Annotated in this window: 20 protein-coding genes; 10 read left to right on the top strand and 10 right to left on the bottom strand. The window is 68.7% G+C overall.

All coding sequences use genetic code 11. From position 1 onward, the window contains the following. Both ABZS29_RS29795 and dxr read right to left on the bottom strand, forming a co-directional pair. Positions 1 to 1311, bottom strand: coding sequence for a M50 family metallopeptidase (locus tag ABZS29_RS29795; protein WP_355466808.1), 1311 nt, complete (start codon positions 1309 to 1311; stop codon positions 1 to 3). Then, positions 1308 to 2519, bottom strand: a complete 1212-nt coding sequence (gene dxr, locus ABZS29_RS29790) for a 1-deoxy-D-xylulose-5-phosphate reductoisomerase (RefSeq protein WP_355466807.1) — start codon at positions 2517 to 2519, stop codon at positions 1308 to 1310. Before dxr ends, ABZS29_RS29795 begins: the two co-directional genes overlap by 4 nt. 108 nt (positions 2520 to 2627) lie before the next feature. Here dxr and ABZS29_RS29785 point away from each other — a divergent pair, with 108 nt between their 5' ends. From ABZS29_RS29785 to ABZS29_RS29765, 5 genes are all read left to right on the top strand, one after another. Continuing rightward, positions 2628 to 3206, top strand: a complete 579-nt coding sequence (locus tag ABZS29_RS29785; RefSeq protein WP_355466805.1) for a DUF1707 domain-containing protein — start codon at positions 2628 to 2630, stop codon at positions 3204 to 3206. A 46-nt stretch (positions 3207 to 3252) separates the two neighbouring features. Further along, positions 3253 to 4416 carry an acyl-CoA dehydrogenase family protein gene (locus ABZS29_RS29780; protein WP_355466803.1) on the top strand — a complete coding sequence of 388 codons (1164 nt, stop codon included), beginning with the start codon at positions 3253 to 3255 and terminating at the stop codon, positions 4414 to 4416. A 4-nt stretch (positions 4417 to 4420) separates the two neighbouring features. Then, the gene (locus ABZS29_RS29775) at positions 4421 to 5314 is read left to right on the top strand and encodes a phosphotransferase (protein WP_355466801.1); all 894 of its coding nucleotides are present in this window, start codon (positions 4421 to 4423) and stop codon (positions 5312 to 5314) included. A gap of 73 nt (positions 5315 to 5387) precedes the next feature. Continuing rightward, positions 5388 to 5687: a DUF6458 family protein gene (locus ABZS29_RS29770; RefSeq protein ID WP_355466799.1), complete on the top strand. Its 300-nt coding sequence runs from the start codon at positions 5388 to 5390 to the stop codon at positions 5685 to 5687. A gap of 54 nt (positions 5688 to 5741) precedes the next feature. Continuing rightward, entirely contained in the window at positions 5742 to 6125 is a 384-nt protein-coding gene (locus ABZS29_RS29765; protein WP_355466797.1) for a nuclear transport factor 2 family protein, read from the top strand. On the opposite strand, the gene rny is transcribed toward ABZS29_RS29765, so the two are convergent. The 3 genes from rny to ABZS29_RS29750 form a co-directional block, all read right to left on the bottom strand. Continuing rightward, entirely contained in the window at positions 6106 to 7803 is a 1698-nt protein-coding gene (gene rny, locus ABZS29_RS29760; protein WP_355466796.1) for a ribonuclease Y, read from the bottom strand. The two genes, ABZS29_RS29765 and rny, sit on opposite strands and share 20 nt — an antisense overlap. A 438-nt stretch (positions 7804 to 8241) precedes the next feature. Beyond that, positions 8242 to 8820 (bottom strand): antitoxin, encoded by a 579-nt coding sequence (locus ABZS29_RS29755; protein ID WP_355466794.1) that lies wholly within the window; start codon positions 8818 to 8820, stop codon positions 8242 to 8244. A 73-nt stretch (positions 8821 to 8893) separates the two neighbouring features. Beyond that, entirely contained in the window at positions 8894 to 11194 is a 2301-nt protein-coding gene (locus tag ABZS29_RS29750; RefSeq protein WP_355466792.1) for an ATP-binding cassette domain-containing protein, read from the bottom strand. Positions 11195 to 11257: 63 nt separating this feature from the next. Here ABZS29_RS29750 and ABZS29_RS29745 point away from each other — a divergent pair, with 63 nt between their 5' ends. Further along, a complete protein-coding gene (locus ABZS29_RS29745; protein ID WP_355466790.1) occupies positions 11258 to 12220 on the top strand; it encodes a YafY family protein in 963 nt (320 codons plus the stop codon). Here the strand turns inward: ABZS29_RS29745 and ABZS29_RS29740 are convergent. The 3 genes from ABZS29_RS29740 to recA all read right to left on the bottom strand — a co-directional run bounded on the left by ABZS29_RS29740 (position 12178) and on the right by recA (position 15852). Then, positions 12178 to 12588: a hypothetical protein gene (locus ABZS29_RS29740; RefSeq protein WP_355466788.1), complete on the bottom strand. Its 411-nt coding sequence runs from the start codon at positions 12586 to 12588 to the stop codon at positions 12178 to 12180. The genes ABZS29_RS29745 and ABZS29_RS29740 overlap by 43 nt on opposite strands. Continuing rightward, the gene (locus ABZS29_RS29735) at positions 12588 to 13109 is read right to left on the bottom strand and encodes a regulatory protein RecX (RefSeq protein ID WP_355466786.1); all 522 of its coding nucleotides are present in this window, start codon (positions 13107 to 13109) and stop codon (positions 12588 to 12590) included. The genes ABZS29_RS29740 and ABZS29_RS29735 overlap by 1 nt, the downstream gene beginning before the upstream one ends. A 1666-nt stretch (positions 13110 to 14775) precedes the next feature. After that, complete coding sequence (recA, locus tag ABZS29_RS29730) at positions 14776 to 15852, bottom strand: recombinase RecA (RefSeq protein ID WP_355466784.1); 1077 nt, start codon at positions 15850 to 15852, stop codon at positions 14776 to 14778. Positions 15853 to 16104: 252 nt separating this feature from the next. Here recA and ABZS29_RS29725 point away from each other — a divergent pair, with 252 nt between their 5' ends. Both ABZS29_RS29725 and ABZS29_RS29720 read left to right on the top strand, forming a co-directional pair. Next, positions 16105 to 16896 (top strand): hypothetical protein, encoded by a 792-nt coding sequence (locus ABZS29_RS29725; protein ID WP_355466783.1) that lies wholly within the window; start codon positions 16105 to 16107, stop codon positions 16894 to 16896. A 35-nt stretch (positions 16897 to 16931) separates the two neighbouring features. Then, entirely contained in the window at positions 16932 to 17498 is a 567-nt protein-coding gene (locus tag ABZS29_RS29720) for a GrpB family protein (protein ID WP_355466781.1), read from the top strand. Positions 17499 to 17502: 4 nt separating this feature from the next. Here ABZS29_RS29720 and ABZS29_RS29715 read toward each other — a convergent pair whose 3' ends face one another. Together ABZS29_RS29715 and ABZS29_RS29710 are read right to left on the bottom strand one after the other, a co-directional pair. Continuing rightward, positions 17503 to 17697, bottom strand: coding sequence for a DUF3046 domain-containing protein (locus tag ABZS29_RS29715; protein WP_355466779.1), 195 nt, complete (start codon positions 17695 to 17697; stop codon positions 17503 to 17505). After that, entirely contained in the window at positions 17694 to 18761 is a 1068-nt protein-coding gene (locus ABZS29_RS29710) for a hypothetical protein (protein ID WP_355466777.1), read from the bottom strand. The genes ABZS29_RS29715 and ABZS29_RS29710 overlap by 4 nt, the downstream gene beginning before the upstream one ends. Positions 18762 to 18851: 90 nt before the next feature. Between ABZS29_RS29710 and ABZS29_RS29705 the strand changes: the two genes are divergently transcribed. Both ABZS29_RS29705 and ABZS29_RS29700 read left to right on the top strand, forming a co-directional pair. Next, complete coding sequence (locus ABZS29_RS29705) at positions 18852 to 23450, top strand: ATP-dependent helicase (RefSeq protein ID WP_355466775.1); 4599 nt, start codon at positions 18852 to 18854, stop codon at positions 23448 to 23450. Then, complete coding sequence (locus tag ABZS29_RS29700; protein WP_355466773.1) at positions 23443 to 24243, top strand: DNA-formamidopyrimidine glycosylase family protein; 801 nt, start codon at positions 23443 to 23445, stop codon at positions 24241 to 24243. The genes ABZS29_RS29705 and ABZS29_RS29700 overlap by 8 nt, the downstream gene beginning before the upstream one ends. Positions 24244 to 24294 lie beyond the last annotated feature (51 nt).

Genomic DNA, 24294 nt, shown 5'->3' with positions numbered 1-24294 from the left:
TCAGCCGTTGAACAGACGGATCGGGTTCACGATGTCGGCGATGACGAGCAGCACACCCATCACCGTGATCACGCTCGCCATCACGTAGGCGATCGGCAGCAGCTTGGCGACGTCGACGTACCCGGGGTCGGGGCGGCCGAACAGCCGCGCGAAGCCGCGCCGGATGCCTTCCCAGATCGCGCCGATCATGTGGCCGCCGTCCAGCGGCAGCAGCGGAATGAAGTTGAAGAGGGCAAGGAACAGGTTCAGCGAGGCGAGCAGCGAGACCAGGAAGGCGATCCGCTCACCGCCGGTCAGCGAGTTGTTCGACGCGATCTCACCGGCCACCCGGCTGGCGCCGACGACGCTCATCGGACTGTTCTGGTCGCGCTCACCACCGACGATCGACTTCGCGACGCCGACCAGCTTCTGCGGGAAGTTACCGATCGCCTTCACCGTCGCGACGGTCAGCTCGCCCATCTTGTCGACGACGAACCCCGGCCCCTGCCGCTCCAGCTTCATCTCCGGCGAGACGCCGAGGAAGCCGACCGAGACGACCTCGTTCGACCCGGCTTCCTTCGGGACCTGGTTCACGATCGTGTTGGTCTGAAGGGTCTTCTGCGCACCGTTGCGCTCGACAACGATCGTCGCGGGCTTGTCGGTGTTGGCCCGGATCAGCGGGGTCAACTGGTCCCAGCTGGAGATCTGGGTGCCGTTGAAGGACAGGATCTTGTCGCCGACCTGGAAGCCCGCGGTCTTGGCCGGCGAGACTTTGTCCGCGTCGGTGCACTTGCGGTCCGCGGTGGCCTGGCTGGCCGGGATGACGCAGTCGGTGACCGTGGAGACGGTCGTCTGCGCGACGTTGGCGCCGTACAGCATGAAGAGGCCGCCGAACAGGACGAACGCGATCACGACGTTCACCAGCGGGCCCGACGCCATCACGATCAGCTTCTGCCACCACGGCTTCTGGTAGAACAGGCGGCCGTTGTCGGCGGGGTCGATCGTCTCGTACTCCGCGTTCCGGGCGTTCTCCGCGATCGACTGGATCGGGCCGGTGCTGGCCTTCCGGACCTTCTGCGGATCCTGGCCCTTACTCGGCGGCAGCATCCCGATGATCCGGACGAAGCCACCGGCCGGGATCGCCTTGAAGCCGTACTCGGTCTCACCGCGCTTGGTCGACCAGACCGTCCGGCCGAAGCCGACGAAGAACTGGGTGACCTTCATCCCGAAGGCCTTCGCCGGGAGCATGTGGCCCATCTCGTGCAGGGCCACCGACGCGATGATGCCCAGGGCGAAGACCACGATGCCGAGGATGGTGAGCAGTACGGTCATGCGTTCGTGGTCTCCTGTACTCCGGTGATCTCGCGGGCCCGCGTCCGCGCCCAGGCATCCGCGGCCAGGACGTCGTCGACGGACAGCTCCTCGTACGAGGGTACGTCGTGATCGGTCAGCACCCGGGCGACTGTGTCGACGATCGCCAGGAACGGCAGCCGGCCGTCGCGGAACGCCTGGACGCAGACCTCGTTCGCCGCGTTGAAGACGGCCGGCGCGGTCCCGCCGCGGGTCCCGGCCTCACGGGCCAGCCCGACCGCAGGGAACGCCTCGTCGTCGAGCGGCAGGAACTGCCAGCTGCTGGCGGTCGCCCAGTCCCACGGCGGCGACGCGTCCGCTATCCGGTCGGGCCACCCTAGTCCCAGCGCGATCGGCAGCGTCATGGTCGGCGGCGAGACCTGGGCGATGGTCGAACCGTCGTGGAACTCGACCATCGAGTGCACCGCCTGCTGCGGGTGGACGACGACCTCGACGCGGTCCATCGGGATCCCGAAGAGCAGGTGCGCCTCAATCAGCTCGAGCCCTTTGTTGACCAGCGTCGCGGAGTTGATCGTGACGACCGGTCCCATGGCGAAGTTCGGGTGGGCAAGCGCTTGCTCCACCGTCACCTCGGCGAGCTCACTGCGTTTGCGCCCGAGGAACGGCCCGCCGCTCGCCGTCAGCAGGAGCTTGCGGACCTCGTCGGCCGAGCCGCCCCGCAGGCACTGCGCGATCGCGCTGTGCTCGGAGTCGACCGGCACGATCTGGCCGGGCTTCACGCGCCGGGTGACCACCGGGCCGCCGATGACGAGCGACTCCTTGTTCGCCAGGGCCAGCGTGTTACCCGCGTCGAGCGCGGCCAGCGTCGGGTGCAGCCCGACCGACCCGGTGATCCCGTTCAGTACGACGTCGCACGGCGTCGCGGCGAGCTCGCTCGACGCGTCCGGACCGGCGATGATCTTGGGAATCCGGAACTCGCCCTGTGCGTAGCCCTGGCGCTGTGCCTCGGCGTAGAAGGCCAGCTGCAGATCCTGCGTCACTGTGGCCTTCGCCACCGCGACCACCTCGACACCGAACTCCAGCGCCTGCTGCGCCAGCAACCCGACGTTGTCCCCACCGGCCGACAGGCCGAGCACCCGGAACCGATCACGGTTGCGCCCGATCAGCTCGAGCGCCTGGGTGCCGACCGAACCGGTCGAGCCGAGGATGACGACGGTGCGCGGATTCACCTCGCCATCATCCCAGGTGGCCACCCGCGGTGACGACCCCGGTGCAACTCACCACCCCGCCCTATTGAGCAGTCCCCCGGCACCCCGGTACGGCGTACCGTTGCCCGCATGAGTCTGGAGCAGCCGCCGCCCGGTCAACGAGCATCCGACAACGACCGCGAACGGGCTGCCGCCGTACTCCAGGAAGCGCACACCGACGGACGCCTCGACTTCCAGGAACTGGACGAGCGACTGACGCAGGTGTACTCGGCCAAAACCCAGCTGGAGCTGCGTGACGCGACTGTCGACCTGGTGCCGGCGCGGGACTCCAATGCGCCGGCTGAGGTGACGATTCGGGCCACCCACAGCTCACAGAAGCGCGAAGGCGCATGGCACGTGCCGGAGCGCGTCGCCGCCGAGCTGGTGCACTCCTCCGCTCGGCTCGACTTCACCGACGCCGCGGTGCACTGGCGTGAGGTGACCGTCACGGCCAACCTCACGCACAGCTCGATCACCATGATCGTTCCGGCCGGTTGGTCCGTCACGCTCGACGACGTCGAGCTCCACGGCGGCTCCGCTTCGAACAAGACAGTCGGCGGCGGACCGAACGGCGTACATCTGATCGTGAAGGGCGCTGCGCGCTACAGCTCGCTGACCGTCCGGCACCCACGCAAACGCCACTGGTGGTGGCCTTGGTACCGGAAGTGACATAAACCTCCCTTCACCGTGGTCTGGTTAGGGCTAGCGTTTGGCCATGACCGTTTCGCTGGATCTTGTTGATGTCGACTCGCTGCTCACTGCGGAGGAGGTCGACGTGCGGGCGGCTGCGCGGCGGTTCGCGGACGAGCGGTTGCGGCCTTCGTTGCCGGAGTGGTTCGAGAGCGCGACGATCCCGGCGCGGGAGCTGGCGAAAGAGCTGGGGGCGCTTGGGTTCCTGGGGATGCACCTGACCGGGTACGGGTGTGCGGGGCTGGGGCCGGTGGCTTATGGGCTGGCTTGTTTGGAGATCGAGGCCGCGGACTCGGGGATGCGGTCACTGGTGTCGGTGCAGGGGTCGCTGGCGATGTACGCGATCTGGAAGTACGGCAGTGCGGAGCAGAAGGACGAGTGGCTGCCGCGGATGGCCGCGGGTGAGGCGATCGGATGCTTCGGGCTGACCGAGCCGGACTTCGGGTCGAACCCGGGCGGGATGCGGACCAACGCGCGGCGCGACGGTGACGACTGGGTGCTGAACGGTTCGAAGATGTGGATCACCAACGGCTCGGTGGCCGACGTCGCGGTGGTGTGGGCGCGGACCGACGACGGTGTGCGCGGCTTCGTCGTACCGACGGCGACGCCGGGGTTCTCCGCGCCGGAGATCAAGGTGAAGATGTCGCTGCGGGCGTCCGTCACGTCGGAGCTCGTGCTGTCGGATGTGCGGCTGCCTGCTTCCGCCATGCTGCCGGAGGCACGCGGATTGTCCGGGCCGCTGGGCTGTTTGAACGAGGCGCGGTTCGGCATCATCTTCGGCGCGATGGGTGCGGCTCGGGACTGTCTGGAGACGGCGATCGCCTATGCAGGTGAGCGGACCGTGTTCGACAAGCCGCTGACCGGCTACCAGCTCACGCAGGCCAAGATCGCCGACATGGCGGTCGAGCTGAACAAGGGCATCCTGCTGGCGGTCCACCTCGGCCGGCTGAAGGAGAAGGGCTCGCTGCGCCCCGAGCAGGTCAGTGTCGGCAAGCTGAACAACACCCGCGAGGCCATCGCGATCGCCCGGGAGTGCCGCACCATCCTGGCTGCCAACGGCATCAGCGGCGAGTACCCGATCATGCGGCACGCCAACAACCTCGAGTCTGTGTTGACCTACGAGGGCACGTCCGAGATCCACCAGCTCGTCATCGGCCAAGCCCTGACCGGCCAGAACGCGTTCCGGTAACGCCGTGCTCGCCGAACCGGGCATTGACCGCGCAGCACTCCTCACTGCTCTCAAATCGGCGTACGGCGTCAGTGGTGAGCTGACGTTCATCCCGCTCGGCTGGGGGTCGGTCTGCTACCGCCTGGACGACCAGTACTTCGTCAAGCTCTGGATGGACCCGGAGAGCGCGACCAACGCGCTCACCCGCTTCCCCTTGGTCAAGCAGCTGCACGAGTCCGGCTTCCGCGTGCCCTACGCGATCCCTACCGGTAGCGGTGACCTCTCCATCACCACCTCCGACGGCGTCGTCGCAGTCTTTCCGCTCCTCCCAGGCAGGTCTCCTGACGACTGGACCGTTCCGCTGCTCCACCAGTTCGGTCACGTGCTGGCTCGTCTGCACTCGGTCGTTCCGACTTCGACACTGCTGCGCGAGGACTTCGCCGTACCGCATCAGGCGCAGCGCGAACGACTGCTACGGCTGCAGACCGCCGTACGGCGATTGCCGCAGCAGCTCGTGGTCTGTCACACCGACCTGCACGGCAGCAACATCCTGGTGGACGATGCCGGGGAGCTCAGCCTGCTCGACTGGGAGGGCGCTCGGCTGGCTCCGCCGGAGTGTGAGCTGGCCCTCCTGCTGCAGGCGGAGCAGCCCGTCGACGCCTACCAGCTCCGGCATGTGCTGGAGACCTACCCGGCCGACGTGCCGCTGCACTTGGATCGGTTCGCGTTCTTCTTGCTGCGGCGGTACGTCGCTGACTACACGGCCAGAGCATCGCGTCTGGCGCAGGGCGGGCTGACACCGGCGGATGCCGACGAGGCGCGCGAGGGAATGGTGACCTGGGGCTCTGCGCAGTGGGAGGCGCTCGAGCGAACACTCGACCTCGTCCGCGACACCCTGGCCCAGCGCATAGTCAAGTGAGCGTTTGGGTACTCGGAGTAATAACAGCTACTCCTTGTCATGGGGGCAGCGGTTACGGGGAAGGAGTCCGCAGATGCGGATCGGAGTCGGAATCGCACTCGTCACCCTCGGCGCCATCATCGCGTTCGCGGTCCGGGACACGTCGGACAGCCTGAACCTGCGGGCGCTCGGCATCATCATCATGCTGGCCGGCGCGGCCGGTCTCTGGTTGTCCTACCGGCTCGCGAACCCGCGCACCCGCGACGAGACCCACCTGCTCAACCCGGACGTCGAGAAGCAGTACAGCGTCGCCCCGCACGAGAAGGTCGCCGAAACCGTCATCGACGTCACCCCGACGCACCTCCGCGAGGATCACAACGGCTTGAGCAAGTAGTCACACTCGTCCGGGGTTTAAGGCTGGATGAAGGTCCTGGCGGATGGTGGGCAGATGGACCGGAATCGGGAGTTGCTGGAGCGGCTGTGGCCGTCGGACGGGCAGTTGGCGCTGTCGGCGGAGGCGGAGCACGAGATGCGCGCCGACGACTATGTGATGGAGATGCCGCAGTCGGGTGAGCGGATCGTCGGGCGGGAGCGGATGCGTGCGATGCAGCGCGAGTACCCGAACCCGCCGTCGGTCCAGGTACTGCGGATCACCGGGGCGGGCGACCACTTCGTCGTACTGGGGCGGTCGGACTACGGCGGCGACGTGTACTACGTGGCGAACATCGTCGAGTTCCGCGACGGGCGGATCGTGCGCGAGACCCGGATCTACGGCTCACCCTTCGAGCCGCCGGCCTGGCGTGCGAAATACGCTACTTCGCCACCTCAGTAGCGCGGGACTCGCGCACAACGGTCACGCGGATCTGGCCCGGGTAGGTCAGCTCCTCCTCGACCTGCTTGGCGATGTCGCGCGCCATCACCTGCGCGGCGATGTCGTCGACCGTGTCCGGAAGCACCATCACGCGAATCTCCCGACCGGCCTGCATGGCGAACACCTTCTCGACTCCGTCGTGGTGCATCGCGATCTCCTCGAGCCGCTCGAGGCGCTGCACATAGGCCTCCAGCGATTCCCGGCGTGCCCCCGGCCGGCCGCCGCTGACCGCGTCCGCGGCCTGGGTCAGTACGGCTTCGACAGTCCGAACCTCGACCTCGTTGTGGTGCGCCTCGATGCAGTGCACGACGTCGTCGGTCTCGCCCCACTTGCGGGCCAGCTCCGCGCCCACGATCGCGTGGCTGCCCTCGGACTCGTGCGTGAGCGCCTTGCCGATGTCGTGCAGGAACGCGCCACGCTTGCACAGCTTCGGATCCAGCCCGAGCTCGGCCGCCATCATCCCCGCGATGTGCGCGGACTCGATCAGGTGCTTCAGTACGTTCTGCCCGTACGACGTCCGGTAGCGCAGCAGACCCATCGTCCGGATCAGCTCCGGATGCAGGTCGGTGATGCCGACCTCGACCATCGCGTCCTCGGCGGCCCGCTCGCACAGCTCCGCGACCTCGCCCTTGCTGCGCTCGTAGATCTCCTCGATCCGGCTCGGATGGATGCGCCCATCCAGCACCAGCGAGTCCAGCGTCAGCCGCGCCGTCTCCCGGCGGACCGGGTCGAAGCAGGACAGCAGCACCGCCTCGGGGGTGTCGTCGATGATCAGGTTCACGCCGGTGGTCTGCTCGAAGGAGCGGATGTTCCGCCCCTCGCGGCCGATGATCCGGCCCTTCATGTCGTCGCTGGGCAGATGCACCACCGACACCACGGACTCGCTCGTCTGCTCCGATGCCAGCCGCTGCACGGCTCCGGTGATGATCTTGCGCGCCTTGGTCTCGCCCTCGTCGAGCGCCTGCCGCTCGAGGTCGCGGACGATCGTGTGGGCGTGCCGCTTGGCCTCGGCCTCGATCGACGCGATCAGCTCGGCGCGGGCCTGCTCGGTGGTCAGGTTCGCGACGCCTTCGAGGATGCGGCGGCGTTCGCCCTCGAGATCCTTGATCTCTGCCTTGCGCCGGTCGAGCTCGGCCAGCTGCGCGGTCAGCTCGAGCTGCCGCTCCTCGCTCTGGCGGTGCTGCTCGTCGAGCCGCTCCTCGCGCTCGGTCAGCCGGTGGTCGCGACGCTCCATCTCGAGCCGCTGCTCGCGCAGGTCGTCACGAATCGACTGCGCCTCGGCCTCGGCCTCGCGGCGGACGTCCGACGCTCGCTGCTCCGCATCCCGCCGTACCTCTGAGGCCCGGTCCTCCGCGGCGCGACGAATCTCCTCGGCGCGCTGCTCGGCGACCTCGGCCCGGACCCGCAGTACGGCGGCTTCCTCCTCGGCCTGCCGCTTGATCAGCTCGGCCTGCGACTTCGCGCCGGCCGTGATCGTCGAGGCCTCGAGCTGCGCGTTCGCCAGCGCGGCCGAGTTGTCGGCGGCCTTGCGGCGCGACAGCGTGAAGCCGATCCAGGCCAGCAGGCCGGCGATCACCAGGCCGACCACGGTCAGCCCGATCGTCGTCCCGGTGGAGCTCGCCAATGCCACGAGTGCCATCGGCCTCTCCCCTCGTCGAGTCACGCACCAGGCGGGACTATGTCAGTCGGTCGGAGGGGTCACTCGGTGTCACCGGGTACGGCGATATCCGTCGCGCAGCCGGGTCGGCCTGCGACGGGGCGGTCACCGGGCAACGGGGGCATCGTCACCAGTGCCGCCTGAGCACTGTCGATCCGACGGCTCGCCGTCGGATCGCTCAGCTCGGAAGAACTGCCAGCTCGCTATAACCGCCACCGTCAGGTGGAGTGATCCCTTCGTCTTCCCGAGGCTAGGCGTGCCCCATCACCCGGTCAAGACGGACACTCGCCCGGCGGGGCACTGCATTCGCGACCTGATCGCAGCAACAGACCAGGCGGCCGACTGGTCCGCCTGGGACGGGCGTGCGCCGCGCTCGCGACGCCGCCCGTCGTGCCGTCGGATGACTACGTTCTGTAGCTGTTACTCGCGCGGGCCTGGGAGGCCGCCGGTGGCGGTGCCGCCGGTCTCGGCGCCCTTGGTGGACGAGCCGGCGGAGGCCGCGTCGGAAGGTTCCGGGGTCTCGCCGCCCACGACCCAGGGCTCAGCGGCCTCGGTCGCCGCGGCGGTCTCGTCACCGTCGCCGGCCTGAGCGCCGGGCGCGTCCTGCTCGGCAGCTTCCTCCGCGGCAGCAACCTCGTCCTCGGGTGCGTCAGCTGCGGTTGGCGTTGCGCTTGCCTGGTCTTCGGCGGCACCCGCCGCGTCTTCTGCGGCGCCTGCCTGGTCCTCCGTGGCACCGGCTGCGTCGTCTGCGCCGGCGGTCGGGCCGTCGGCGGCAGCGGTCGTGTCGGCGGGCTGCGAGGGCGCGGCCGCTTCACCGCCTTGCTTGTCGACGAAACTGCCGACCTTTTCCTGTACCGCGTCGACCTTGGCCGCGTACTTCCCGCCGGTCTGCTGGTCGATCAGATCACCGGCTTTCGCCACGCCGGCCTTGATCTTGTCCGGGTTCTGCTTGACGACGTTCCGGAGCCAGTTCTTCGCCTGTTCCTGGAATTCGTTCATTGCACCCTCCGCGGTGTGTCAGGGGCGGATCGACGGAAAATCCCCAGCGTACGGACCTGGCAAAACACCGGGTCTACTTCGGATAAGACACCGTCGCACCCGAGGCGTCAACGCCCCTCGCCGCCGACAGCGCCACGGATTCGGCCGCCAGCGCCCGGCTGGTCGGCGTACCGCGGTCGAGATACTCCCCCGGCCGCCCCTCGAACAGCACCGTCCCGCCGTGCCGCCCCGGCCCCGGCCCGAGGTCGATCAGCCAATCCGCCCGCCGGATCACCTCCAGATTGTGCTCGACCACGACCACCGTGTGCCCATGCTCGACCAGCCGGTCCAGCACGCCCTGCAGCGTCGCGATGTCGTCCAGGTGCAGCCCGGTCGTGGGTTCGTCCAGCACGTAGGTCGTCGGTCCCTCCGCGACCCGCAGTTCCTTGGCGATTTTCACGCGCTGACATTCACCACCGGAAAGCGAGCTCAGCGACTGCCCCAGCCGCAAATATCCCAGTCCGACCGCCGCCAGTTGCTCAAGCCCGCGGGCGATTCCGGCATCAGGCAACTCGGTGATCGCCTGCTCGATCGTCAGGGCGTCGACATCGGCGATCGAATACCCGTTGACCAAGTAGGACTGGGATTCCGGCGAAAAACGCCGCCCATGACAGACCGGGCACACCACCTCCTGACCCTCCATAAATGCGAGATCGGTGTGCAACACGCCAAGTCCCCGGCACTCCGGGCAAGCGCCCGCGGAATTCGCACTGAACATCGCCACCGGCATCTTGTTGCGCTGAGCAAACAACTTCCGGATCGCCGGCGCGATGCCCGTGTACGTCACCGGTGTCGACCGCCGGCTCGTACCGACCGCCTTCTGGTCGATCACCACCGCAGCATGCTGCGACACCAACTCGGCCGCCAGACTCGACTTCCCCGACCCGGCGACCCCGGTCAGCACGGTCAGCACCCCACCCGGGATCCGCACCGTCACGTCCCGCAGGTTGTTCCGTACGGCGTTCGCCACGACCAGCTCGCCGTTCGGACGCCGTACGCCGTCGTCGGGCTCAGCGGGCCGTCGCAGCGCGCGTCCGGTCGGCGTCTCGGCCGTCCGGAGTTCGTCGTACGTGCCCTGGAACACCACGCGCCCACCCGCAGCCCCGGCTCCCGGCCCGACCTCGATGATCTGGTCGGCGTGCCGCATCACCGCGGGGTCGTGTTCGACGACGAGCACACTGTTGCCGCTGTCCCGCAGTTGCTCGAGCAAGGCGATCATCGACTCGACGTCGGTCGGATGCAGCCCCACGGTGGGTTCGTCGACGACATACGTGAGCTCCGTCAGGCTCGATCCGAGCTGCTTCACGGTCTTGATCCGCTGCGACTCACCACCGGACAGGCTCGTCGTCGCCCGCCCCAGCGCCAGATAGCCGAGCCCGATGGTGACCATCGCCTGCAGGCGAGCTGTGAGCGCCGCCACCACCGGTACGACGGCCGGCGCGTCGATCGTCCGCACGAACTCCAGCAGCTCAGTGATCTCCCACCGCGCCAACTCACCGATCGTCCGCCCGAGCACGGTCGCGGTCCGTGGCTCCTTCGCGAGCCGGTCCCCCGCGCACTCAGGGCAGGTGCCGGCCCGCGTGAACTTCTCGATCGCGGCCTGCTTGCGCTCCGACAGGTTGTCCGCGGTGTGCAGGTAGATGCGCTCGAAGCGCTCGACGACGCCCTCGTAGTCCTTCGGCAGCTTGCGGCCGAGTTCGGCGGCTGCGCGGCCGCCGTACAGGAGGGCTTGGCGCTCGGTCTCCGACCACTCGCGCAGTGGGGTGTCGATGGCGAACGATCCGATGTCGGCGTACTGGGCGTACCAGTACTTCCCGGGCCCGAAGCCAGGCAACAGAATCGCTCCCTCGGCCAGCGACTTGCCGAGATCCAGGAACCGGTCGACCGCACTCACCACGACCTCACCCAGACCCGAACAGATCGGACACATCCCGCTCGGGTCGTTGAACGAGAACCGGGTGGACTCGCCGACCTGCGGCTCGCTGAGCCGTGAGAACAACAACCGCAGGTACGTCCAGGTGTCGGTGACGGTGCCGACGGTCGACCGCGCGTTCCCGCCGATCCGGCGCTGGTCGATCACGATCACCGGCGTCAGCCCATCGATGTGTTCAACCTCGGGGCGGGCCCATTTCGGCAGCCGGTTCCGGGCGAACGGCGGGAACGTCTCGTTCAGCTGAAATCCGGCCTCCGCGGCGATCGTGTCGAACACCAGCGACGACTTCCCCGACCCTGAGCGACCCACGAACACCACCATCTGGTTCCGCGGTACGTCGAGGTCGATATCGGCGAGGTTGTTGGTCCGGGCTCGGCGCAACGTGATGAGTCGATCGGTCATGCGATCGACGCTACGAGCAGATGTGGTCGGATTCTGGCCGCATTTTTTGCGATCATGGTCCGCATGGCCGATGTGACCGCCCGGATGCTCGCCCTGCTGTCGACGCTGCAGACTGGGCGCTCGTTCAGCGGCGAGGAGCTGGTGCAGCGACTCGGCGTCAGCCCGCGCACGCTGCGGCGAGACATCGATCGGCTGCGCGGCTACGGCTATCCGGTGCAGACCCAGCCCGGTCCTGGCGGTTTCTATCGGCTGACCGCGGGTCGGACGATGCCGCCTTTGGTCCTCGATGACGACGAAGCAGTCGCGACGTTGCTCGCGCTCGCGTCGCTGGGTTCGGTCGGTTCAGCGACGGAAGGCGGGATCGACGACGCGGCCACGCGCGCCTACGGCAAGGTCGATCAGTTCCTGCCGGCTAGGCTGCGCTCGCGAGCCGTCGCCGTCCGCGCGAGCGTTGAGACCAGTCACCAGGATGCGCCGAGCGTCCCCGCGGACCAGCTCGGCGAACTCGCCGAGGCCATCGGCCGCCGCGAACAGATCTCCTTCGCCTACCGCACCGCGAGCGGGCCGGAGCGCATCCGTCACGTCGAGCCGTACCGGCAGATCCACCACTTGCTGCGCTGGTACCTGCTTGCCTGGGATCTCGACCGCGACGATTGGCGAGTCTTCCGGGTCGACCGCATCGCCGATCTCCGCCGCAGCACGACGACTTTCGCCGTACGATCGCTGCCCGCAGACTCGGCGACCGACTATCTCCGCGAAGGGCTGCACAAGGACAAGTACCCGATTCGTGTCGTGATCGAGGCGCCTGTCGAGGCAGTGCTCGACGCGTTCAAGTACCAGACCGCGGAGATCCAGGCCGGCGATGCGACCACCACCGAGGTCACCGTCGCGCTGGACAGCTGGCACTGGCTGTTGCTCCCGCTGGCCTTCCTCGACGCCGACTTCCAGATCGTCGAGGCGCCGCCGGAGTTTGTCGCCGCCTATCAGTCCTTCGCCGGGCGTCTTCGCGCCGCGATCACGTCCTGAGCCTGGTCCGCCGGCGCAAACACCAGCCAGCCGTCCAGCAACGCGTCGCTCAGCACGGCTTCCGAGACCTGATCCAGCTCGACCAGTACGGCGGCGTAGTTGTCGAAGTGCGGAATCGTGAAGAACCCGTCCCCCGACCGCGCCGCCAGCACGGCCTCCTTCTCCGCCAGGTCCTCGACCCGGATCGCGAGAATCGGCTCCTGCGGCGGCGTCTCGTCGCCGAAGCGCTTCAGATCCGCCTTGCTGTACGGGCGTTCCCAGGCATAGGCCTTGCCTCCGACCGCCCAGGTCCGATGCCCGTGCCGGGTCGTCTCCTCGGTCCCCGGCAGGTCCGCGACCAGCCGCTCGACATCCTGCAAGCTCACCATCACTCGACCTCGATTCCGGACGGATCCAGGAGTGGAAGCTCTTCGTGTGACGCATCCAGCTCTTGTTTGATGATGGTCATCGCCATCCCACCGGGATAGCCCTTGCGCGCCAGCATCCCCAGCAGCCGCCGCATCGCCACCTGCCGATCGAGCGAACGCATCGACCGCAGCTTCTTCCGCACCAGCTCCCGAGCCGTCTGCTCTTCCTGCTCCGGCTCGAGCTCCTCCAGCGCATCCCGCGACAACTCGTCGTCCACCCCGCGCCGCCGCAACTCCTGCGCCAATGCCCGCTTCCCCAGCCCACGCCCGCGGTGCCGCGACTCCACCCAGGCCGTCGCGAACGCCGCATCATCGATCAGCCCAACCTCAGTGAACCGATCCAGCACCTCATCAGCCACCTCGTCCGGAATGCCCCGCTCCGCCAGCACATCCGCCAACTCCGCCCGAGTCCGCGGCTGCCCCGACAACTTGTCCAGCAAAATCGTTCGGGCCACCTGCGTGGGGTCGGAACCGTCCGCCACGGCAGACTCGCCCAACTCGTCCGCTGCATCCCGCCGCCGGCGCCCACTCCCTACTGGCCCCCGGGATGCCAACCCACGCTTCTTGCTCCGCTCCCCGGGACCCGGACCCCAGCCCCCGCCGTCTCCATCTGTTCGACCAGCTCCACGCGAACCACGGCCGCCGCGCGAAGTCTTGGCCGGTCGACCAGTCTCCGCCTCGTCGCCGCTCTGACGCGCAGTAAGCCAACTACGCCGTTCCGGCTCAACACCTTCAGCCTCACCGTCCGCGGACTCGACCGGGTCGAGCGCCTTGAGCTCCGGCTGGTAGGGCATCGGCCGCGCGGCCTCAGCAGTCGCCTTGGCTTTCGGGGTAGCGGCATCAGCACTCGCCTTGGCTCTCGGGGTAGCCGAGCGTGCAGCTGCACCTCGCCGACTTTGCCGCGCACCTTCTGAGGGGCGCTCAGAATCAGCACTCGATTCCGCAGCAGGCACGTCGGGTGCCGTCGTCTCCGGTCCCGCAGCTTGCTCTGCACCCCAGACATCCACCACGGCATCCCGCGAGGGTCGTGCAGCCGCACCAGCCCGCCCCCGGCGTACCGCTGGAGCCTCAGTCGCCTCAGCTGCCTCGTGAACGAACCCATCCAGCTCGGCGTCGACCGTGCTCGCCGCAGCAGGCTCAGCTACCTCGGGCCCCCACACGTCAGCCGCATCAGCTGGGACCCGCCGCTTCGGCTTGGGGCTAGGGACAGCAGCATCATCACCCCACGGATCAAAGCTTCGAGCAGGAGCGTCAGCCGATGGTGCAGCACCATCGCCACCAGACTCGTCGCCGCCGGCAAACGCCTGAGCCTCGTCCCAGTAGTCAGCCGCCACACTCCGGCGAATTCCCGTACTGGGCCGCCGCGCACTCCCCGGGTCGTCCCCGGCAAAGTCCTCATCCAACTCGCCCCACGGATCAACCGCAGGCGTCACAGACCGACGACCGGACCGCCGCGGCGCCGCAGCCACCTCAGCCGCGTCACCGGCTCCATCGTCGGCCGCCTGATCCCGCCCAGAACGCGCACCCGCTCCACGCCCCCGACCAACCCCAGTGCCAGCCGAATCACCCGCCGCACGACGCCCCGTCGACTTCCGCGCCCGCCCCCCACTCCGGCCGGGTGCAGGCTCGTCGAACGAGCCAACACTCCGAGCTGGTGCAGGGTTCTCGGACGAGCCAACACTCCGGGCCGGGGCCGGGTTCCCGGACGAGCCGACGCTTCGAGCCGGTGCGGGGTTCTCGGACGAGCCAACGCTCCGGGCGGGAGCCGAGTCCTCGGACCCGCCAATGCTGCGGGTCCGGGCCGCATCCTCGGACGAGCCAACACTCCGGGCCGGGGCCGGGTTCCCGGACGAGCCGACACCCGGTGGTTCCTCGACTGAACCGGCTTCCGCCAGCGGCCCACGGTCCGGCTCCCCCGGCAGACCGCTCGTGCGACCAGCGGAGGTCGCCGACCGATCAGCCTCACCCCGACCGCGCACTCGATCGGCCGCGCCCGGCGACGTCGTACCGGAACCGCCGGCCGCCACGCCCTCGGCGAGGAGCCGGCGGGCGTAGGCGAGACGCTCTTCGTGGGGCAGAGACAGCGCCGCGGGGGCAGGCTCTTCGGCGGGTGAACGCCGAGGAGTACTGCCGCCCGCGGTGGGTCGATCAGAAGTCGACATCGACCTCGGCCGTGGCCTTGGGGTCGGCCGGCGCGTCGAGGGTCGGGCCGATGCCCATCTTCTCCTTGATCTTCTTCTCCAGCTCGTTGGCCAGATCGGGGTTGTCGCGCAGGAAGTTCCGCGCGTTCTCCCGGCCCTGACCGAGCTGGTCGCTCTCGTAGGTGAACCACGCACCGGCCTTGCGGACGAAGCCCTGGTCGACACCGAGGTCGAGCAGGCTGCCCTCGCGGCTGATGCCCTGGCCGTAGATGATGTCGAACTCGGCCTGCTTGAACGGCGGGGCCACCTTGTTCTTCACGACCTTGACGCGGGTCCGGTTACCGACCACGTCGGTGCCGTCCTTCAGCGACTCGATCCGGCGCACGTCGAGGCGCACCGAGGCGTAGAACTTCAGCGCCTTACCACCGGTCGTCGTCTCCGGGGAGCCGAACATGACGCCGATCTTCTCGCGCAACTGGTTGATGAAGATCGCGGTCGTGTTGGTCCCGCTGACCGCACCGGTCATCTTGCGCAGCGCCTGGCTCATCAGCCGGGCCTGCAGACCGACGTGGCTGTCACCCATCTCGCCCTCGATCTCGGCGCGCGGCACCAGCGCGGCCACCGAGTCGATCACGACGATGTCGATCGCGCCGGAGCGGACCAGCATGTCGGCGATCTCGAGCGCCTGCTCACCGGAGTCGGGCTGCGAGACCAGCAGCGCGTCGGTGTCGACGCCCAGCTTCTTCGCATACTCCGGGTCGAGCGCGTGCTCGGCGTCGATGAAGGCGGCGATGCCGCCGGCGCGCTGGGCGTTCGCCACCGCGTGCAGGGCGACCGTCGTCTTACCGGAGGATTCCGGGCCGTAGATCTCCACCACGCGACCGCGCGGCAGACCGCCGATTCCGAGCGCGATGTCGAGCGCGATCGAACCGGTCGGGATGACCTCGATCGGCGGCCTGTTCTGCTCACCCAGGCGCATCACCGAGCCCTTGCCACACGCGCGCTCGATCTGCGTCAGCGCAGTCGCAAGCGCCTTCTCGCGGTCGGCTTCCTTGCGCTCCGCGCTTGCTGTTGCACCAGCCATCTGACTGCCACCTGACCCATCTCGTAATCGGGGCGAACTTCCCAGCCGCCCGGAGGATTTCCATGTCGCCAGAGAAGATATTCGGCGCCACGGACAGTTTTCGTTGCCACCACGAATCTGTGGACAACCAGACCGTCCGCCGCCCTTCCCGGGACCACAAACTATCCCGAACACGTGTTCGAATCACAAACTGACACGCCGAGGGCGGCCCGGGCAACCGAACTGGCCCGTCCGCTCCCTACCCTTACGGGCGTGACCGACCGTCCGGACGTCCCCGATTCCGCCGTCGTGCTCGCCCTCAGCCGGGTCGAGTTCGGCATCGACTCCGTCCTGGACGCACTCCGGACCCAGGATCCGTTCGGGATCCGCAGCCTGCTCACCGAGTACTCCGCCCAGGAGCGCCCCAACCTGGCCGAGAAGGCCCTGATCCTGGCGATCGACCGGTTGCTGCAGATGAAGGTGCCCGGCCACACCGAGTGGCCCACCCTGCCGCTCGCCAAGCGCTGCGACTGGTGGGTCGAGCGGCTCGGTGGGTTCGCCGCCGTGATCGCGGGCCTGCCACGGATCAGCGGCGCCGCGGCCGATCGGCTGCCGATCAAGGACACCCTCGGCGCCTCCGTTCAGGCAATGGTGATCGGGGCCGTCTGCCGCGAGTACGGCGTCGACGCGCACGCCGACCGCACGGCCGTGATCGCCCGCGTCCTCACCGATCGCCCGATCACCCCCGACGACGTCCTCCGGTACGACGACCCGACCGCCGCCGGCCAGGACGTCGCCAAGCAACTGGGCTTCGGCGACGACACCGAGGAGGCCGGCCTGCGCAAGGGCATCCGGCTGGTGTGGCGGATCAGCAAGCTGCTCGCCGGGCTCGGGGAGGTCTTCGAGGAGCGTCCGCGCGGCAGTCTCGGCGCAAGGTTCATCGGCAAGCTACCGGCGATCGGCGTGGTCGGCGGGTTCTTCGACGAGCGCAAAGGCATCCGCAAGGCGGCGTACGAGGCGGCTGATCTGCTCACCAACGGCACCTTCCGGGTCAAGCCGCTCTGATCGACCCCGGGCTCCTCGGCTGGGATGATCGGCCCATGAATGCGATCGCCATCGTCCGTCCGGACGAGACCTGGCCGGCCCAGTTCGAGAAGACTGCGCATGCGGTCCGGCAGATCCTCGGCGATCTCGCGCAGCGGATCGACCACATCGGCTCGACGTCGGTGCCCGGGCTACCGGCCAAGGACATCCTCGACCTGCAGGTGACGGTCGCCGCCGAGTCCGACCTGGACGACGTGGTCGAGCGGATGGTCACCGCGAACTGGGACTTCCGCCCGGCCGCCAAACGCGACCATCCGGTACCGGGACTGCCCGAGGACGAGCACCACTGGGTCAAGCGCCTGGTCATGGAGCCCGCCTACCGCCGCCGGGTGAACCTCCACATCCGGGTGGCCGGCCGCGCCAACCAGCGCTATGCCTTGCTGTTCCGCGACTATCTGCGCAGTCACCCGGACACCGCCCAGGCATATGGCGAGTTCAAGCGCCGAGCGGCCGCTCTGCCGTTCGACAACGTCGGCGACTACGCGGATCTGAAGGACCCGGTCTGCGACCTGATCTACCTGCCGGCCGAGGAGTGGGCGGCCCGGACCGGCTGGACCGTCTGAGCGCTCAGCGCTCGCTGGGCGGCAGTTGCAGGTGGGCCCAGACGGCCCGCCAGACCGTCTTGGCGGCCTCGCCCTCGGCGAGCGCCTCGACGACCGTGCGGCCGTCGAGTTCCTCCACGACCTGGGTCTCGGCCCAGGTCCGTGCGTACTCAGGACCGAGATGGTGATCCATCCGCGTCCAGAACTCCGTCAGTCTCATGCGGGTCCGTTGTTGTCCCTCGGAGGTTGCTGTCCCCAGCCGCCCTGCTGCGGCGGCTGCTGCTGACCCGGCTGCGGCCCCTGGGCGGGCGGCGGTCCCCACTGCCCCGGCTGTGGCTGCCCCGGGTACTGCGGCTGCCCAGGCTGCTGCGGTTGTCCGGGGTACTGCGGCGGTCCCGGCTGCTGCGGTCCCGGGTAGGGCGTCGGCCCGCCCGGCTGGCCCTGGCCAGGCTGACCGCCGTACGGTCCGGGCTGGCCCTGGCCTGGCTGCCCGCCGTACTGACCCGGCTGCCCGTACTGCCCGGGGCCCTGCTGCGGCGGCTGCTGGCCGGGACCGTAGCCCGGCTGACCGCCGTACTGCGGGCCCCACTGGCCCTGCTGCGGCTGACCGGGGTACTGCCCCGGGTACTGCCCGTAGCCCTGCTGAGCCTTGGCCTTGCGACCGCGCAGCACGAAGAACACCACGCCGCCGGCGGCGAGCAGCAACAGCACCACGATGAGCAGGATCGCCCAGACTGGGAAACCGGCACTGGCCTTCGAGGTCAGCGAGATGTTGCCCAGCTTGTCGAGGCTGTCGTACGTCGCCGTCCGGCCGTCGATCCGCGCGCCGCTGTCGTGCTCGATGATCTTGCCGGGCATGGTGATCTTGAAGTTCACCTGCGGCTGCTGACCACCACCGGCGACCGAACTGAGATCAGGCGCCTTGACGGTGACGATGACGTTGCCGTCCTGCTTGCGGAAACCGACGCCGTCGCCGCTGGACTGACCCATCTTCTCGAACGGCACGCTCTCGAACGTGCACTTCGAGCCGATGTACTGATCATCGTCGAGGGCGTTGCAGCTCACGCCGTCCGTGGTCAGCTGCTTGATACTCGAATCGATCCGCTCGCGGATCTTGTCCAGGGACTGGCCACTGGACTCCAGCAACTGTTTGTCGATGCCGATCTGCATGGTTCCGGAGACGGTCTCGTCCGATCCGACCTTCAGGTCGGCATCGAGCTTCGCGCACCCGGTCAGGGCGAACAGACAGGCCACGACGATCGCGGCACGGACGCGGTTCTTCATGGTGAGGATCATTCCAGACCGCTCCGACAACCTACACATCGGACGAGGCGGGGTTCGGCCTGCTCGAAACTGTCGGAGGCACCCGGCAAGATGGTCGTCGTGAAGAAAACCAGCGCGTTGAGCCGGTTCTCGCCCGCGACCCGGGCGTGGTTCGGCGACGTCTTCGAGGCGGCCACCCCGGCCCAGCTCGAGGCGTGGGACGCGATCACCGCGGGCCGGGACGCGCTGGTGGTCGCCCCGACGGGCTCGGGCAAGACGCTGGCGGCCTTCCTCTGGGCGCTCGACCGGCTAGCGACGACGCCGCCGCCGGAGGATCCGAAGCTGCGCTGCCGCGTGTTGTACGTGTCGCCGCTGAAGGCGCTGGCCGTCGATGTCGAGCGCAACCTGCGGGCGCCGCTGATCGGGATCCGCGAGACCGCCCGGCGACTCGGCGAGGCACCGATCGACGTCGAGGTCGCCGTGCGTTCCGGCGACACCCCGGCGGCCGATCGGCGCCGCTTCGCCACCAGGCCCTCCGACGTGCTGATCACCACCCCGGAATCACTCTTCCTGCTGCTGACCTCACAGGGCCGTGAATCGCTGCGCGGTGTCGAAACGGTCATCGTCGACGAGGTGCACGCCGTCGCCGGTACGAAGCGCGGTGCCCACCTCGCGTTGACCCTGGAGCGGCTCGACGCGCTGCTGCCGAAGCCGGCGCAGCGAATCGGGCTATCGGCAACGGTCCGGCCGGTCGAGGAGGTGGCGCGCTTCCTCGGCGGCGAGCGACCGGTGACGGTCGTGCAGCCGAAGTTCACCAAACAGTGGGATCTCAGCGTCGTCGTGCCGGTCGAGGACATGGCCGAGCTGGCGAACACAGAGGTGGAGACCTCCGGCTCTGCTGCCGGTCCACCGCGGCACGCTTCGATCTGGCCGCATGTCGAGGAGCAGGTCTTCAACCTGATCGAGCAGCACCGATCGACGATCGTCTTCGCCAACTCGCGCCGGCTCGCCGAGCGCCTGACGGCCCGGCTCAACGAGATCGCCGCCGAGCGGGCCGGGCTCGAGCTGGAGGTGGAGGGATCGCCGGCGCAGGTGATGGCTCAGTCCGGCGCCTCGCTGGCGGCGCCGCCGTTGATCGCCAAGTCGCACCACGGCTCGGTCAGCAAGGAGCAGCGCGCCCTGATCGAGGCGGATCTGAAGTCGGGCCGCCTGCCGTGCGTGGTGGCGACCAGCAGCCTCGAGCTCGGCATCGACATGGGCGCGGTCGACCTGGTCGTGCAGGTCGAGGCGCCGCCTTCGGTCGCGAGCGGTCTGCAGCGGGTCGGCCGCGCCGGTCACCAGGTCGGTGCGGTGTCGCGTGGCGTGCTCTTCCCGAAGTTCCGCGGCGACCTGATCGACACCGCGGTCGTCGTGCAGCGAATGCGGGACGGCCTGATCGAGAGCCTGCACATCCCGGCCAATCCGCTCGATGTGCTGGCCCAACAGATCGTCTCGATCGTTGCCCTGGACACCATCGACGTCGACGAGCTGTTCACTTTGGTACGACGCTGTGCGCCGTTCGCGACGCTGCCCCGCTCGGCGTACGACGGGGTTCTCGACATGCTCTCCGGCCGCTACCCGTCGGACGAGTTCGCCGAGCTGCGGCCCCGGATCGTGTTCGACCGGGTGAGCGGCGAGATCTCCGGCCGGCCGGGTGCACAGCGACTGGCGGTGACCAGCGGCGGCACCATCCCGGACCGGGGACTCTTCGGCGTTTTCCTGGTCGGCGAGTCGACCAATCACCGCGTCGGGGAGCTGGACGAGGAGATGGTCTACGAGTCGCGCGTCGGCGACGTCTTCACTCTGGGTGCATCGAGCTGGCGGATCGAGGACATCACCCACGACCGGGTGCTGGTCTCCCCCGCCCCCGGGCAGCCGGGGCGACTGCCGTTCTGGAAGGGTGACGCCGTCGGCCGGCCGGCCGAGCTCGGTGCGGCGACCGGCGCTTTCGTGCGGAAGATGGCATCGCTTCCGGCCGCCAAGGCGATCGAGCGGGCACGCGCCGCGGGCCTCGACGAGTTCGCGGCGAACAATCTCGTCTCCTACCTGGCCGAGCAGCGCGAAGCGACGAGCCGGGTTCCGGACGACGTGACCATCCTGGTCGAGCGGTTCCGCGACGAGCTCGGCGACTGGCGAGTCTGCATTCACTCGCCGTACGGCGGACAGGTCCACGGACCGTGGGCGCTGGCGATCGCCGCGCGACTGCGCGAGCGGTACGGGATGGATGCGCAGTCGGTCTCCGGTGACGACGGGATCGTGCTGCGGCTGCCCGAGACCGACGAGGCACCGCCTGGTGCCGAGCTGGTGCTCTTCGACCCGGCCGAGATCGAGGACCTGATCACCACCGAGGTTGGCGGGTCGGCGCTCTTCGCGGCGCGGTTCCGGGAGTGCGCCGCGCGAGCATTGCTGCTCCCCCGGCGGAATCCAGGGCGCCGGTCACCGCTGTGGCAGCAGCGTCAGCGTTCGGCGCAACTGCTGAGTGTGGCCAGCAAGTACGGCTCGTTCCCGATCGTGCTCGAGACATTGCGTGAAGTGCTGCAGGATGTATACGACCTGCCTGCGCTGAAGGACCTGCTGACTGGAATTAGTGAGCGCCGGATCTCCGTGGTCGAGGTCGAGACCTCCGAGGCCTCGCCGTTCGCGAAGTCGCTGCTGTTCGGCTACGTCGGCGCCTTCATGTACGAGGGCGACACACCGCTGGCGGAGAAGCGGGCGGCGGCGCTGTCACTGGATCAGAGTCTGCTCTCCGAGCTGCTCGGGCGCACCGAACTGCGGGAGTTGCTCGACGCCGAAGTCGTCCTGCGGACCGAGGCCGAGCTGCAACGACTCGCCGAGGATCGGCGAGCGCGCGACGCCGAGGGACTGTTCGACGTCCTGCGCCTGATCGGTCCGCTGTCGATCTCCGAGGCCTCGCAGCGATGTGTCGACGATGCAGATGCCGAGTCCTGGTTGACGGAGCTGGCCGCCGCGCGTCGGGTCGTCCGGGTCCGGATCGCTGGTGAACATCGCTGGGCGGTCGTCGAGGACGTTGCGCGGCTGCGCGATGCGCTCGGCGTGCCGCTGCCACCTGGCATCGCGGAGGCTCACGCCGAACCGGTCGCGGATCCGCTTGGCGACCTGGTGTCTCGCTATGCCCGGACGCACGGTCCGTTCCGGGCTATTGATCTGGCTACTCACCTGGGGATCGGCGTGGCGGTCGTCAGCGACACGTTGCGTCGGCTGGCCGCGGCCGGTCGGGTTGTCGAGGGCGAGTTCCTGCCTGGCGGCATCGCGATGGAGTGGTGTGACAGTGAGATTCTGCGGCTGCTTCGTCGCCGTTCGCTGGCCGCGCTGCGCAAGGAAGTGGAGCCGGTCGATCCGTCAGCCCTGGCTCGCTTCCTGCCTGCATGGCAAGGCATCACCAGCAGTCGCGGCCGTGGGTACGACGTACTTCTCGGAGCTGTTGAGCAGTTGGCCGGATGTGCGGTGCCGGCGTCGGCGCTGGAATCGATCGTGCTGCCGTCGCGGGTGCCCGGCTATCAGCCGTCGATGCTGGACGAGCTGACGGCCACCGGCGAAGTCGTGTGGGCCGGCTCGGGCTCGTTGCCGGGGACCGATGGCTGGGTGTCGTTGCATCTGGCCGACAACTGCGACCTGACGCTGCCCGATCCGGATCCGGCGTTCGAGATCGGTGACACTCATCAGGCCGTTCTCGATGCGTTGGCCGGCGGAGGCGCATTCTTCTTCCGTCAGCTGAGCGACGCGGTCGGGGCGGCAGCGGGCGTGGTGGACGACGAGACGCTCGTGACCGTCCTGTGGGATCTGGTCTGGGCTGGGCATCTGTCCAACGACACCCTGACGCCTGTGCGATCTCTGGTCGGCGGCGGCCGAGGGAGCCATCGCACGCGCCGCGCGACACCGCGTGCGCGACCAGGACGACCGATGCGGCCTGGCCGGCCGGCGATGCCTGCCCGAAGCGGTCCGCCGACGGCCGGTGGCCGATGGTCGTTGCTCCCGGCCCGCAACGAGGACACGACCCGGAGGGCTCATGCGGCCGCCGAGACCTTGCTCGACCGGTACGGGATCGTCACGCGCGGGTCGGTGATCACCGAGCGGACTCCCGGTGGATTCGCGGCCGTCTACAAGGTGCTGAGTGCGTTCGAGGAGTCCGGGCGATGCCGGCGCGGCTACTTCGTTGCCGGGTTGGGCGCTGCACAGTTCGCCTTGCCCGGTGCGGTCGATCGACTCCGCGCGCTGGCTGAGCTGCCAAGTACCTTCGGTGGCGCTTCGGGCGGGCGCGGGCGTCGCGACGAGGAACCGGCGACGCGAGCTGTTGTGCTGGCCGCATCCGATCCCGCAAACCCTTACGGGGCTGCGCTTCCATGGCCTGAGCGTGAAGGTGCCAGCGGGCATCGGCCCGGGCGCAAGGCCGGTGCTCTGGTTGTCATGGTCGACGGCCAGCTCATCGTGTACGTCGAGCGTGGCGGGCGGACGGTGCTGAGCTTCACCGAGGATGTCGATCTGTTGCAGCCTGCTGTTGATGCACTGGCACTGTCGATCCGGGACGGTCAGCTCGGCAAGCTGAGCGTCGAGACGGCGGACGGCGAGCAGGTCCGTCATACGGCCTTCGGGGACGCGTTGGCGAAGGCCGGCTTCCACGCCACTCCCCGGGGACTTCGGCTCCGTGCCTGAGGGTGACACTGTCTGGCGGGCCTGCAAACGCCTCGATCAGGCGCTCGCCGGGCAGGAGCTGATCCGGACCGACTTCCGGGTGCCCGCACTCGCGACCACCGACCTCAGCGGCCGGACGGTGATCGAGGTCGTTGCTCGCGGCAAGCACTTGCTGATGCGCTTGTCGGGCGGGCTGACCGTGCACAGTCATTTCCGGATGGACGGCAGTTGGCATCTGTACCGGCCGGGTGAGCGATGGCGTGGCGGTCCCGGTCATCAAGTGCGCGCGGTGTTCGAGACGGCGCCCTGGACGGCCGTCGGGTATCGCCTGCCAGTGCTGGAGCTGGTCGCCACCGACGCAGAGGACACCGTTGTTGGGCACCTCGGTCCGGATCTGCTGGCACCCGACTTCGATCGGGCCACGGCGATCGCCAATCTGCGGGCCCAGCCGGATCGCACCATCAGCGAAGCGCTGCTCGATCAGCGCAATCTCGCCGGAATCGGCAACTTCTACCGGATCGAGGTCTGCTTCCTGCTCGGGTTGCATCCCTGGCTGCCAGTGTCGGCGGTCGACATCCCGGCGGCGGTCGACCTCAGTCGTCGGCTGTTGAAGGCCAACCTGCGCAACGGCACCCAGGTCAGTACCGGGATCGACCGGCCAGGGCAACGCACGTGGGTCTTCGAGCGGGCCGGCAAACCGTGCCGCCGCTGCCACACCACGATCAGTACGGCGATGATCGGCGAACCACCGCGGGACCGCGTCACCTATTGGTGCCCGGTCTGTCAGCCCGCGGCAGATCTCCCGCCGAACTGACCTGTGGACAACTCCGGCGACCGGCCGGAACCCGGATATCTTCTCTGCCGT

Origin of the sequence: Kribbella sp. NPDC005582 (assembly GCF_040605415.1) — a bacterium.
GTDB lineage: Bacteria > Actinomycetota > Actinomycetes > Propionibacteriales > Kribbellaceae > Kribbella.
This window is presented reverse-complemented; position numbering and strand designations above follow the sequence as displayed.